Below are 13,410 nucleotides of genomic sequence, written 5' to 3'. Positions count from 1 at the left end.
GGTTGCCTACTCGGTTTCGCTTTCGCTGCCGATCTCGCGATTGAGGAAAGCGAGCAGCATCGCCGCGCGCTTGGCATCTTCCTCGTGATCGGCACCGACCGAGTGGCCGCCTTCGCGATATTCGTGGAAGTAGAAGGTCTGACCGAACTGTTCGAGCTTGGCTGCAGCCTTGCGCGCATGGCCGGGATGGACCCGGTCGTCGAGCGTCGAGAGATAATAGAACACCGCCGGATAATCGGGATCGGGCTGCATATTCTGATAGGGCGACCATGCGCGCATGAAGGCCCAGTCCTCGGGCACGTCGGGATTGCCGTATTCGGCAATCCACGAAGCGCCGGCCAGCAGCTTGTTGTAGCGGCGCATGTCGATCAGCGGGCTGCCGCTGATGATCGCGCCGTAAAGGTCCGGCCGCTGGTTCGCGACCGCGCCCACCAGCACGCCGCCATTCGAGCGGCCCGAGGCGGCAATCCGGCCCGGCGTGGTCAGGTCTTGCGCCACCAGATCGTCGGCCACGGCGTGCAAATCGTCGAAGCTGTTCTGGCGCTTTTCACGCAGCGCTTCCTCGTGCCAGCGCGGGCCATATTCGCCGCCGCCACGGATATTGGCGAGGACATAGGCATTGCCGCTTTCGAGCCAGAAGAGGCCCAGCGGACCGCTGCGATAGGGTTCGGCGGTAAGATATTTGGGCGTCTGCGCCGCGCGGAAACCGCCATAGGCGTGGATCAGCGTGGGCAGCGGTCCAGCAACGCCCTTGGGGCGGAGGAGGTAATAGGGAACCTTGGTTCCGTCTTTCGACGTCGCGAATTTCTGTTCGACTTCGAATTTCGAGGGATCGAACTGCGCCGGTTCGCTGGCGATCGCGGAGGGCGTGCCGTCGCTCGACACCGCATAGAGCGTCGGAGGGGAGAGCATGCTTTCGACCGTGACGAAGGCGGTGTCGCCCTTGCCGCTGGTCTGCGCGATCTGGATCGTGCTGTTGGCCGGCAGATCGATGTCGCGCTGGGTCCAGCCCTGCGCGCCGGGGGTGATCTCGATCAGCTTGCCCGAGACATCGTCGAGCACCTTGACCCAGAGCTTGGTTTCGGAGGTCGCAACGCCTTCCACCGCCTGGCTTTCGCTGGGGCGGAACACCACCGTGGGCGTTGGCTTTTTGCCTGCCGCGATATCGTTGAGATCGAATGCCACCAGCGCCCCGGCAGGCGCGGACCAGCCCGCAGACGATGCCGCAACCGAATTGAGGCGAGCGATGACCTGCCCGTCCAGAACGGATTCGAACACCATGTCGTTGGTGAACGGCAGCCCCACCAACGTGCCGTCATCTTTCACCAGCGAATATTCGTTGGTCCAGAAGCTCGGGCTGCGATTGACGAAGCGCCAGCGCGTGTTCCCGTCGAGCACCGAGAAGCCGCTGATCGAGACATCGGCCTGCTCGCCTTCTGCGATCTGGGTCGCATCGGCGAAATCGGTCCCGCGTTTCCACACTTTGACGAGACGCGGATAGCCTGAATCGGTCAGCGATCCCTCGCCCTCGTCGGTGCCGACGAACAGCGTGTCCTCATCGAACCAGGCGACGTTGGATTTGGCCTGCGGCAGGGTGAACCCGCCTTCGACGAAGGTGCCGGTGGTGAGATCGAATTCGCGCACCACGTCGGCATCTGTGCCGCCGGGGCTAATCGAGACGAGGCAGCGTGTATATTCGGGCGCAAGGCAGTTCGCGCCATGCCAGACATAGCTCTCACCTTCGTCGCGGCCCAATTGGTCGACATCGATCAGCGTGCGCCATTCGGGATTGCCTGCGCGGTAGCTTTCGAGGCTGGCGATCCGCCAGATGCCGCGCGGATTGTCCGCATCGCGCCACAGATTGGTGACCATGTCGCCATAGATCGCGCTGGGCATGGCGATCTGGCGGGTGTCGTCGAGGATCTGCTTGGCCCACGCCTTGGCGATCGGATACTCCGGCTGCGCAGTCAGCACCGCCTCGGCTTCCGCATTCCATTCATCGACCTGTTCCAGCGCCCGCTCGCCCTGGATTTCCTCGAGCCAGATATACGAATCCTCGGCGTCGGTTTCCTGCGCGGCGATGGGGGTGGCGGCGCAAACAAGCGCGGTGGCGAGGGCTAGGCGTGCGATCATTGTGTGTTCTCTCCGGAAGTTATCCCAAGCGACTCTGAATTGCCGGGTGGCCTTTCGGGCCGTCTGCGACTCCGTCTGCGGCTCCTCGCGATGACGATTTGGGGATCAAGCCCTGCCCAGATCGCCCTTGCCGATCGTGCCACTGGCCATTTCGAGCATCTTGTCGAGGCTCTGCTTGGCCTTGAGGCGCAGCCCTTCCTCGATCTCGATGCGGGGTTCGAGGTCGCGCAGGCAGGTGTAGAGCTTTTCGAGCGTGTTGAGCGCCATGTAGGGGCAGATGTTGCAATTGCAGTTGCCGTCCGCGCCGGGCGCGCCGACGAAGTTCTTTTCCGGCAGCGCCTTTTCCATCTGGTGGATGATGTGCGGCTCGGTCGCGACGATCAGCGTCTCGCCTTCGAAAGTGCGCGCGAATTGCAGGATGCCGCTGGTCGAGCCGACATAATCGGCGTGGTCGACCACATGCGGCGGGCATTCGGGATGCGCGGCAACGGGGGCGCCGGGATATTGCGCCTTCAGCTTCAGCAGCTCGGTTTCGCTGAACGCCTCGTGGACGATGCACACACCCGGCCACAGCAGCATGTCGCGATTGTATTTGCGGTTGAGATAACCGCCCAGGTGCCGGTCGGGGCCGAAAATGATCGGCTGGTCCTCGGGGATCTGCGAGAGGATCGTCTCGGCGCTGGAGCTCGTCACGATCACGTCGCTCAAGGCTTTCACCTCGGTCGAGCAATTGATGTAGGTCAGCGCGATATGATCGGGGTGCGCCTCGCGGAACGCGCGAAACTTGTCGGGCGGGCAGCTGTCCTCGAGGCTGCAGCCGGCATCCATATCGGGCAGCACGACGATCTTTTCCGGGCTCAGGATCTTGGCGGTATCGGCCATGAACTTGACCCCGCAGAACGCGATCACATCGGCATCGGTCTCGGCCGCCTTGCGCGACAGCTCCAGCGAGTCGCCGACGAAATCGGCGAGGTCCTGGATTTCCGGGCGTTGATAATAATGCCCCAGGATCACCGCGTTGCGCTCTTTGCGCAGACGGTCGATCTCGGCGAGCAGGTCGTCGCCGGTGGGCAGTTTGGTGTCGATTGCGGTCATGTCGTCTTTTCCCGTCTGGCGCGGTGTGGCAGCCTCTATAGAGCCAACGGGGCGATGTGCGAGCAGGTTCCTGCGATTGGCAAATCCACGCCGTCTGCGCTATCGCGCCGATCCCCGCACGACGTGGCCGCATGATAAACGACGGAGAAAGCGTGAACGATCCAGTCCTGACCGAAGCCGAACTTCCCCCCAAGCGATGGCGGATGGACGTCAATCCGCCGGTATTCTTCATCTCGGCCGGGCTGATTCTCGCTTTCGCGATTTATGGTGCGGTGTTCTCCGAACACGCGGCCGCGCTCTTCACAAAGGTCCAGGCGTTCATCGTCGCCGATTTCGGCTGGTTCTACATCGCGGTGGTCGCGGGATTCCTGCTGTTCGTCATCTTCCTGATGGTCAGCCGTTACGGCGATATCCGCCTCGGGCCGGACGATAGCGAGCCCGACTACAGCTATGTCTCATGGCTCGCGATGCTGTTCAGCGCGGGGATGGGCATCGGCCTCGTTTTCTTCGGCGTGGCCGAGCCGGTGCTGCATTACTCCAATCCACCGGTGGGCGAGGGCGGCACGCTTGATTCCGCCCGCCAGGCGATGGTGCTTACCTTCGTCCACTGGGGCATTCATGCCTGGGCGATCTACGTCGTGCTCGGTCTAGCGCTGGCCTATTTCGCGTTCCGGCGCGGTCTGCCGCTGACGATCCGGTCGGCGCTCTATCCGCTGATCGGGCGCAAGATCGACGGGCCGATCGGCCATGCGATCGACATCTTCGCCGTGATCGGCACGATGTTCGGCGTGGCGACCTCGCTCGGGCTGGGCGTGATGCAGGTCAATGCGGGCCTTGCCGATCTCTTCGGGGCGCCGATCTCCGTCTATGTGCAGCTGGTCCTGATCGTGGTGATTACCTTGCTGGCGACGGGTTCGGTCTTCCTCGGGCTCGACAAGGGAATCAAGCGGCTGTCCGAACTCAACATCACACTGGCCATCGGGCTCTTGCTGTTCGTATTGGTGGCGGGATCGACGGTGTTCCTGCTTCAGGCCTACGTCCAGAACATTGGGGCCTATCTCGGCGCGGTCGTCCAGCGGACGTTCCGACTCTACGCCTACGAACCCAATCCCTGGCTGGGCAGCTGGACGCTGTTCTACTGGGGCTGGTGGATCGCGTGGTCGCCCTTCGTCGGCATGTTCATCGCGCGCATTTCCCGCGGTCGCACCATCCGCGAATTTATCAGCACCGTGCTGATCGTGCCGGTGCTGTTCACCTTCGCCTGGATGACGGTGTTCGGAAACACCGGCATCGAAATGGACATGGCCGGGGTCGCGCCGATCGCACAGGTGGTGAACAGTGACGTCTCGCTGGCACTGTTCGAAGTGCTCGGCCATTTGCCCTGGTCGACGATCACATCGGCAGTCGCAACCCTCCTGGTGATCACCTTCTTCGTCACCTCGGCGGATTCGGGCGCATTGGTGATGGACATGATCACCAGCGGCGCGGCCGAGAATTCACCGGTCTGGCAGCGCATGTTCTGGTCGCTCGCGGCTGGCGGTGTCGCCAGTGTGCTGCTGGTGGCCGGCGGACTGGAGGCACTTCAGACCGCAGCGATCGCCAGCGCCCTGCCGTTCGCAGTCGTGATGATCTTCATCTGTTATGGCTTGCTGCGCGCCTTGCAGACCGAAGGCGTGGCCAGCGCGGTGGATTTCGCCTCGATCCCGCCCGCGCCGCTCGATCCCGAAATGCGCTGGACCCAGCGCCTTCGGGCGATCACCCATTCGGCCCGGCGCGACGAGATCTCCGAGTTCCTGAAAGGGCCCGCGCGCGAAGCGCTCGAGAAGGTCTCGCGCGAGCTCGAAGAGCGTGGTCTGGTGCCGCAGATCGAGGAATCTGAAGGCTATCTCGGCCTGGTGGTCCCGCACGGCGAGTCCGGCGATTTCCGTTACGATCTGCGCTCCAAAAGCTATCTCACGCCGGAATTCACCTGGGCCTCTCCGCGCAAACCGTCGGACGATACCAAGAAGCATTATCGGGCGATGGCGAGCAGTTCGGAAGGTGAACATTCGCACGATGTGACCGGTTATTCGCAATCGCAGCTGATCCATGACCTGCTCAATCGCTACGCCCATTTCCGCCGGGTGTCGTTCCTGACCTGACCGGCGTGCCGGACGGCGGGGTGCGGCCTCAGCTCGAGCGCCACGCCTCGCCGTCGCGCGCGACCTCGCCGCGTCGTTCGAGATCGATCAGGTGGGCTTCGACCGATTTGCCCGCCGCGCCGACGAGCCGCTCGTCCAGCCCCTTGTACATCCTGGCGACCAGTTCGGGGATCGCATGGGGTTCGTGGGCCAGCAGCTTCAGGATCTGCCGCTCGCGCTGGCGGCGGTGGCCGATCATCCCGCGCACCAATTGCTGCGGTTTTTCGATCGCCGGGCCGTGGGCGGGGTAATAGACTGTGTCTTCGCGGCGGTAGAGCCGGTCGAGGCTTGCCATGTAATCGGTCATGTCGCCATCGGGCGGGATCACCACGCTGGTCGACCAGCCCATTACATGGTCGCCGGTGAACAGCGCGCCGCCTTCGTTCAATGCGAAGCACAGATGGTTCGAGGTATGGCCGGGCGTGTGGACCGCGGTGAGCGTCCAGCCTGCGCCGGACACCGTGTCGCCATCTGCCAGCACTTGGTCGGGCACGTAGCTCGCGTCGAACGGGGCATCGGCGCGGGGGCCGTCGCTATCGAGCACCAGCGGCGCGCAACCGATTATCGGCGCATCGGTCCGCGCCTTGAGCGGGATTGCGGCGGGCGAATGGTCGCGGTGGGTGTGGGTGCACATGATCGCCACCACTTTGGCCTTGCCGATCGCATCGACCAGCGCGGCGATGTGGTCGGAATCGTCAGGGCCGGGATCGATCACCGCGATCTCGGCCCCGTCACCGACGAGATAGGTCTGCGTCCCGGTATAGGTGTAGGGCGAGGGATTGGGCGCCAGCACGCGGCGCACCAGCGGCTCGATCTGCTCGGAGGTGCCGGTCGGCCAGGGCTTGGGAGGAATATCTGCCATGGCAGCGATATGAGCAAGCGAGGCGCGCAAGTCACGCTCCTCCCGCTTGCCGGAGCGCGCGGCGGTGGGCAGAGTGCGCTTCCGGCCCCCCCTAACCCCTCCCGCAACCGGTAGGGGATGGAGATTGCATGACCGACTATATTCTCGTGCTCGATGCGGGCACTACCTCGACCCGGGCGATGCTGTTCGACCGCAAGGGCGCGCTGCATCACACCAGCCAGCGCGAATTCGAACAGCATTATCCGCAGCCCGGCTGGGTCGAACACGATGCGGGCGAGATCTGGGACGAGACCCGCGCCTGCATGGGCGAAGCGGTGGATGCCGCCGGCGGAGCCGACAGGATCGCCGCGATCGGGATCACCAACCAGCGCGAGACGGTCGTCGCATGGGATCGTGAAACCGGCGAGCCGCTCGCCCGCGCGATCGTGTGGCAGGACCGTCGCACCGCCGAATATTGCGCCACGCTCAAGCGGCGCGGCGAGGAAAGCGCGGTCTCGGCGAAGACGGGGCTGCTGCTCGATCCCTATTTCTCGGCCACCAAGATGCACTGGCTGCTGAAGAACGACGATGCCGTCGCCGCGGCTTGTGGCGAGGGGCGGCTCGCATTCGGTACGATCGAAAGCTGGCTCGTGTTCAAGCTGTCGGGCGCGCATGTCACCGATGCGAGCAATGCGAGCCGCACGCTGCTGCTTGGGCTCGACGGGGCGGAATGGGACGACGATCTGTGCACCCTGTTCGAAGTGCCGCGCGAAGCCTTGCCCGCGATCGTCGACAATGCCGGTGCGCTGGCCGAATCCTCGGCCGGCCTCACCGGAACGCCGATCGCGATCTGCGGCCTGGCGGGCGACCAGCAATCGGCCACCATCGGCCAGGCCTGCCTCGCGCCGGGAGAAACCAAGGCGACCTATGGCACCGGGGCCTTCGTGCTCACCAATCAGGGCACGACGGTGCCGACGTCGACGCACCGTCTGCTCGGCACCGTGCTGTATCAGCTGGGTGGGCGGCGCCATTATGCGCTCGAAGGCTCGGTGTTCGTTGCCGGTAGCCTGATCCAGTGGCTGCGCGACACGCTGGGCCTGATCGGTAGCGCGAAAGAAACCGAAGACATGGCACGCTCGGTCGAGGATAGCGGGGGTGTGGTGGTGGTCCCGGCGCTGTCGGGACTTGGCGCGCCGCATTGGGATCCCGATGCGCGCGGGGTCATCGCGGGGCTCAGTTTCGCGAGTGGCCGCGCGCAGATCGTGCGCGCCGCGCTCGAAGCGATGGCGATGCAGACCCGCGATCTCGCCACCGCCTTCGCCGCCGACGGGGCGGAGTGGGAAACGCTGCGAATCGATGGCGGCATGGCGGCGAACGACTGGATCGCGCAGGACCTCGCCGATATTCTCCAACTTCCGGTCGAGCGCCCCGGCATGGTCGAAACCACCGCGCTCGGCGCGGCGATGCTGGCGGCGGTGGGATATGGGTGGTTCGAGACGCTCGAAGCGGCTGCGTCGGCGATGACGGGCCAGCGGCGGCGGTTCGATCCGGTGATGAAAGAGGCACGTCGCGAAAGGCGGATTGCGGCCTGGGACAAGGCGCTGCAGGCCGTCTGACGGACCGGTGTCAGGACGCCTTGCGGAAGGCCTCGGCGATCTGGCGCTGCATCGCATCGACGGCGGGGGGCGGGCCGCTCTCGGCGGCGTTCCATTGGGCCTGGAGCCGGAGCAGTCGATTATAAAACGCTTCGGTCTGCTCGACGAGCGCGCGCAATCGTGTCGGCAGCAGGGCAATCCGGTTCGGGTCACGCTCGGGCAGGCTGGTCAGCCCGCCGGTGCGGCGCAGCTGGAATTCCGACATTTGGCCGCGATGGAATGCGCGATTGTTGAGCAGCCAGGCCACCGCATGCATCATGCGCGTGGTCGCCCGCAGTGCTTCGCAGGAGAGGGCCAGCTTGTAGGGATCATCGACCGGCGCCGCGCGGGCTTCGGCGTCGCTCAGGTCGAAGCACTCGCGCACCACGTCCGACAGCTCGATCGCTTCGTGATAAAGCGTCTCGACAAGGCGGGGGCGGAAGGATGCGGCGGCGTGCATTCGGGCATCGTTACCGTGGGCGATCCCTTCCGTGCAAGCGCAAGGAGCCGTGTATGGGGCGCTCGCTGGCCGGTGTCCCGTTAAGAAACAATTTACCAATATTTTATCGGCTTGGGCTCAGGCGATGATGTCGGGCACCAGCGCGTCCTCGATCGCCGAAATCTGGTCTTTCATCGCCAGTTTGCGCTTCTTCAAGCGCATGATCCGCAACTGATCGGGCGTCGCGGAAAGCGCCAGCGCATCGATCGCCGCGTCGAGATCGCGATGCTCGATCCGCAATTGCTCGAGGCGTCGCCGCAGCTCTTCTTCGTCCATCGCCTCGTCGTCGCTCCCCTGGTCGCAGCCCGCTGTCCATTCGACGCGGGGCGAAAATTCATCGCTTGCAAGATATGTTTAATCTGCTTGCATGACAATCAGTCGCATCGCCCGAGGGCGAGTCGGAATACGATCATTCCTCGGGCGTCGGCAAACGTCGGCACGTGCATCCCGCACGGGCTGCCATGACGAGGAGTTATAACCATGGACACATCCCACGCATCAGCATTGCAGGCCAAGCACGCCCGGGTCGAAGCCCGATTGCGCGAAGAGCAAAGCCGCCCCATGCCGGATGACGCGGTGATCCATGACCTCAAGCGCAAGAAGCTCGCATTGAAGGACGAGTTGACGCGACACTAAGACGCTGTCGCATCTTGGCTTTCTAATCGTGTCGGCATTGGGCTAGTATCGGCCCATGCCGACATCCGCCGCCTCCTCCGCCCGATCGATCCTCACCCGCCTGCACGAGGTAATGGCCGGGCGCGACAGCGCCCAGGCCAAGCTCGACCGAGTGGTAGAGGTGATCGGCGAGGAACTCGATAGCGAAGTCTGCTCGATCTACCTGCTGCGCGAAGGCGAGCTAGAATTGTTCGCCACGCGCGGTCTCGACCAGAGCGCGGTGCACGTCACCCGGCTTGGCACCGGCGAAGGCCTGGTCGGATCGATCGCGGTCAATATCGAGACGCTCAATCTCGCCGAAGCCGCGTCGCATCCCGACTTCAGCTATCGCCCCGAAACGGGCGAGGACAAGTTCCACTCCTTCGCCGGTGTGCCGATCGTGCGCCGCGAACGCGCGGTGGGCGTGCTCTCGGTGCAGCATACCGATCCCCGCCGCTATGAAGAGGTCGAGATCGAAGCGCTCCAGACTGTCGCGATGGTGATGGCCGAACTGATCGACAATGCCGACCTCGTCGACGAGGAATCGGTCTCGCGCGAAAACGAGCATCTGACCGAACCGGTCCAGCTGTTCGGCCAGGCCCTGGTGCGCGGCCTCGCCGCAGGGCGCGCCGTGTTCCACCAGCCGCGCATCACCATCGAACACACCGTGGCCGAGGACACCGAGGCCGAACGCCAGCGGGTCTATGTCGCCTTCGACAAGATGCGCGAGCAGATCGACGACATCGCCAAGCAGGCCGAATTCGGCGTCGGCGGCGAACATGAAGAGGTCCTCGCGACCTACAAGATGTTTGCCTACGACGAAGGATGGGGGCGCCGTATCAACGAGGCGATCGACAGCGGCCTGACCGCCGAGGCGGCAATCGAGCGCGTGCAGCAGCGCACGCGGATGCGGATGCGGCAGATCGACGACCCGCTGCTGGCCGACCGGATGCACGACCTGGAGGATCTCGCCAATCGCCTGTTGCGGATCGTGTCGGGCCAGCTCGGTACCGCCGCGAGCCGGGGGCTGCGCGAGGATGCGATCCTGGTCGCGCGCAATCTCGGCCCGGCCGAACTGCTCGAATACGACAAGCGCAGGCTCAAGGGTGTGGTACTCGAGGAAGGCTCGCTGACCGCGCATGTCGTGATCGTGGCGCGGGCTATGGGGGTGCCAGTGCTCGGCCGGGTGCGCAATGTGCGCGGTCAGGTGCGCGAGGGCGACGAGATCCTGCTCGACGCCAACAACGCCACGGCCTTCGTGCGCCCGGCGCAAAGCGTGGTCGATGCGTTCGCAGCGCGGTTCACCAAGAACAAGGAGCGCCAGGCTGCTTACGCCAAGCTGCGCGATGTCGAACCGTTCACCCGCGACGGCACGCGCATCACGGTGATGATGAACGCCGGCCTGCGCGACGACATGCCGACGCTGGCGCTCACGGGGGCGGACGGGATCGGGCTGTTCCGCACCGAATTCCAGTTTCTCGTCTCTTCGACCCTGCCGGCGCGCGAACGTCAGCTGCGCCTTTATCGGGACGTGCTCGATGCGGCTGGTAACAAGCCGGTGATTTTCCGCACGGTCGATATCGGGGGCGACAAGGCGCTGCCCTATCTCCACCACGAAGACGTTGTCGCGGAGGAAAACCCGGCAATGGGCTGGCGCGCCCTGCGGATCGCGCTCGATCGCGAAGGTCTGATGAAGGCGCAGTCGCGCGCGCTGCTCGAAGCGGCGGCGGGCCGCACGCTCAGCGTGATGTTCCCGATGGTCTCCGAACCGTGGGAATTCGACGCCGCGCGCGAAATCTTCGAGAACCAGCTAAAATGGCTGCGCGAGCGGCGCAAGAAAGTGCCCGACGAGGTGCGCTATGGCTGCATGCTCGAAGTGCCCGCGCTGGCCGAATGCCTCGACGACCTGATCCCGCGCCTGTCGTTTCTCTCGGTCGGGACCAACGATCTGACGCAATTCCTTTTTGCGGCCGATCGCGCGCATCCGCGCCTCGCCGAACGCTATGACTGGCTGAGCCCGGCGATCCTGCGCTTCCTCAAGCGGATCCAGCTGGCGACGGTCGGTCACCAGATCGATCTGGGCGTATGCGGTGAAATGGGCGGGCGAAGGCTCGAGGCGCTGGCGCTGATCGGGCTCGGTTATCGCCGGCTTTCGATCACCCCGGCTGCGGTTGGTCCGATCAAGGAACTGGTGCGCCGGATCGATGTCGCGGCGATCGAATCGGCGATGGCGCAATGGCTCGCCAATCCGCCCGCCAGCATGCGCGATTCGCTCTCGCAATGGGCTGTGGAGCATGAGATCGACGTCGATTGACCCGTACAGGCCCGGCCCCGGGCCGAGTCGTCCGGTAATCCCAACCACTTGGCGCAGCGCCCGGGATGCGGCGTTGACTCTTTTTTATCCACAGCCTCTCATAGTGGCGGACGTATAACTTGGCGGGGACTCAATGACGGCGCAAAGCGCTCCGGATTTTCCGGAAAACGAAGGGGACGAACTTGTGACTGGCACCGCCGATGGCGGCGCTGCCGGCGCAGCGGGATTGCAAGCGCATGAGCGGCTGGTTGCCGCGCGCGAGGAGATGGGCGTCAGTCGAGACGACCTGGCCGAGTCTACCAAGATTCCGTCGCGCTCTCTCGTGGCGATCGAGGAGGGCGACTATGGCGCACTGCCTTCGCGCACGTACGCGATCGGTTTCTCGCGCACCTATGCACGGGCTGTCGGGCTCAACGAGAACGAGATTGCCGAGCAGGTCCGCGTCGAACTCGACGGGGCGGTGGCCTATGCCGCGTCGCAAAAGCAGGACAGGTTCGAGCCGGGCGACCCCGCCCGTGTTGCGAGCCCCAAAATCGCCTGGTTTGCCGCGCTGGCCGGTATCGTCATCGCGGTCGTCGGCGCGCTGACATTCTGGCGCAGCTATTTCGCCCCCGGTGCCGATTTTCCGCCCCTGCGCAGCGACGAGCCCACCGAGCAGGGCGAGACTGCGCAGACGGCAGATGCCGAGGGTGCGGACACACCCGACGGCCCGATTGCCGAAGACGATGCGGTGGTCTTCACCGCGCTGGCCGACGAGGTCTGGGTCAAATTCTATGATGGCAATGGTCGCCAGCTGATGCAGAAGATCATGAGCAAGGGCGAACGCTATACCGTGCCGGACGAGGCCTTCCGGCCATTGCTGTGGACCGGTCGACCCGAAGCTCTCGGCATATCCGTGGGCGGTCGCGAATTGCCGCGCCTTTCGGCCGAGCAGGTGACAATGAAGGACGTGCCGGTCTCGGCAATCGCACTCGGTCAACGGTTCGGGCAACCGGTCGATGCTCCGACCGCCTCGGCTGAAGATTCCACTACCGAGGGCTGACCGCCGCTCGACAGCGGCACCTGCTTTTGGTTACCCAATCGTTCATCGCGCGTTTGTCGTTCCTGCGGCATGATACGCCTTCCATTTTTGCGCATTCGAGGAACCGGCCATGATCCGCTTTTCCGCCTTCCGCACTCCGTTTGGCGCCGCGCTGGCGCTTGGACTTTCGCTGTCTGCCATGCCTGTCCAGGCGCAGGACGATGCCGAAGTCCGCATCCGCGCCCTCGAAGCGCAGGTCCGCGCCTTGCAGCGCACGGTATTTCCCGGCGGCGACGGGCGCTTCTTCGAACCGCAGGTCGATCGCGGGGGCACCCAGTCCACGCCGCAGGCCGGCACGCCGGCGACCGGCGCCGTGACCGATATCCTCGCGCGGCTCGATACCCTCGAATCCGAAATCGCGCGGCTGACTTCGCTGGTCGAGGAAGATCGCAACGATTTGCGCAATTTCGATAGCCGCCTGACCGCGCTCGAAACCGGCGCAGCCGCCGAAGCGCGCGAAGAACAGGCCCAGGAAACCGCGACGGCCGAAGCCACGATCGAGGAGCCCGAGGAAGAAGCCGTAGCGGCACCGTCTCCCGCGCGGGTCGCCGCCGTTGCTGCGGTCGTCAAGCCGCAGTCGAGCGACGCCGGTGAAGACGAATACACCTACGGTTTTCGGCTGTGGGATGCAGGCTTCTATCCCGAAGCGCGCCAGCAGCTGAAAATCTTCGTGCGCGATTATCCCGATCACCGCCTCGTCAGTTACGGACGCAACCTCATCGGGCGCGCCTATCTTGACGATGGCGATGCGGATCAGGCGGCGGCGTGGTTCGTTGAGAACTACACCTCGAACAAGGCCGGTGCGCGGGCGGGCGACAGCGTGCTTTATCTCGCCATCGCGATGATCGAGCGCGGCGAGACCGAACGCGCCTGCACTGCGCTGGGCGTGTTCTCGCGCGAATATGCTTCGGAAGCGGTCGGGCGCCTCGAATCGCTGTATGATTCGACCCGCGACCGCGTCACCTGCAGCTAGGGGCCA

Annotated in this window: 11 protein-coding genes; 6 read left to right on the top strand and 5 right to left on the bottom strand. The window is 64.6% G+C overall.

Features of this window, described 5'->3' with window-relative positions:
- Positions 1-6 precede the first annotated feature (6 nt).
- Positions 7-2,133, bottom strand: a complete 2,127-nt coding sequence (locus tag GRI68_RS09870) for a prolyl oligopeptidase family serine peptidase (RefSeq protein ID WP_160617087.1) — start codon at positions 2,131-2,133, stop codon at positions 7-9.
- A gap of 105 nt (positions 2,134-2,238) precedes the next feature.
- Positions 2,239-3,228 carry a quinolinate synthase NadA gene (nadA, locus tag GRI68_RS09865; protein WP_160617086.1) on the bottom strand — a complete coding sequence of 330 codons (990 nt, stop codon included), beginning with the start codon at positions 3,226-3,228 and terminating at the stop codon, positions 2,239-2,241.
- 203 nt (positions 3,229-3,431) lie between these two features.
- Here nadA and GRI68_RS09860 point away from each other — a divergent pair, with 203 nt between their 5' ends.
- Positions 3,432-5,369: a BCCT family transporter gene (locus GRI68_RS09860; RefSeq protein WP_456107184.1), complete on the top strand. Its 1,938-nt coding sequence runs from the start codon at positions 3,432-3,434 to the stop codon at positions 5,367-5,369.
- A 28-nt stretch (positions 5,370-5,397) separates the two neighbouring features.
- Here GRI68_RS09860 and GRI68_RS09855 read toward each other — a convergent pair whose 3' ends face one another.
- Entirely contained in the window at positions 5,398-6,270 is an 873-nt protein-coding gene (locus tag GRI68_RS09855) for an MBL fold metallo-hydrolase (protein WP_160617084.1), read from the bottom strand.
- Positions 6,271-6,398: 128 nt separating this feature from the next.
- Here GRI68_RS09855 and glpK point away from each other — a divergent pair, with 128 nt between their 5' ends.
- Positions 6,399-7,865, top strand: a complete 1,467-nt coding sequence (glpK, locus tag GRI68_RS09850; protein WP_160617083.1) for a glycerol kinase GlpK — start codon at positions 6,399-6,401, stop codon at positions 7,863-7,865.
- A gap of 10 nt (positions 7,866-7,875) precedes the next feature.
- Here the strand turns inward: glpK and GRI68_RS09845 are convergent, their stop codons facing one another.
- Both GRI68_RS09845 and GRI68_RS09840 read right to left on the bottom strand, forming a co-directional pair.
- Complete coding sequence (locus GRI68_RS09845) at positions 7,876-8,343, bottom strand: DUF1465 family protein (RefSeq protein ID WP_160617082.1); 468 nt, start codon at positions 8,341-8,343, stop codon at positions 7,876-7,878.
- Between the two features lie 117 nt (positions 8,344-8,460).
- Entirely contained in the window at positions 8,461-8,658 is a 198-nt protein-coding gene (locus tag GRI68_RS09840) for a YdcH family protein (protein WP_160617081.1), read from the bottom strand.
- Positions 8,659-8,862: 204 nt separating this feature from the next.
- Between GRI68_RS09840 and GRI68_RS09835 the strand changes: the two genes are divergently transcribed.
- The 4 genes from GRI68_RS09835 to GRI68_RS09820 all read left to right on the top strand — a co-directional run bounded on the left by GRI68_RS09835 (position 8,863) and on the right by GRI68_RS09820 (position 13,404).
- A complete protein-coding gene (locus GRI68_RS09835; RefSeq protein WP_160617080.1) occupies positions 8,863-9,018 on the top strand; it encodes a YdcH family protein in 156 nt (51 codons plus the stop codon).
- A gap of 55 nt (positions 9,019-9,073) precedes the next feature.
- Positions 9,074-11,350 carry a phosphoenolpyruvate--protein phosphotransferase gene (ptsP, locus tag GRI68_RS09830; protein ID WP_160617079.1) on the top strand — a complete coding sequence of 759 codons (2,277 nt, stop codon included), beginning with the start codon at positions 9,074-9,076 and terminating at the stop codon, positions 11,348-11,350.
- Between the two features lie 133 nt (positions 11,351-11,483).
- Positions 11,484-12,392 (top strand): helix-turn-helix domain-containing protein, encoded by a 909-nt coding sequence (locus tag GRI68_RS09825; protein ID WP_160617078.1) that lies wholly within the window; start codon positions 11,484-11,486, stop codon positions 12,390-12,392.
- Positions 12,393-12,501: 109 nt separating this feature from the next.
- The gene (locus GRI68_RS09820) at positions 12,502-13,404 is read left to right on the top strand and encodes a tetratricopeptide repeat protein (protein ID WP_160617077.1); all 903 of its coding nucleotides are present in this window, start codon (positions 12,502-12,504) and stop codon (positions 13,402-13,404) included.
- The last annotated feature ends 6 nt before the right edge of the window (positions 13,405-13,410 follow it).

The organism is Alteriqipengyuania halimionae, assembly GCF_009827575.1.
GTDB classification, from domain to species: Bacteria; Pseudomonadota; Alphaproteobacteria; order Sphingomonadales; family Sphingomonadaceae; genus Alteriqipengyuania_A; species Alteriqipengyuania_A halimionae.
This window is presented reverse-complemented; position numbering and strand designations above follow the sequence as displayed.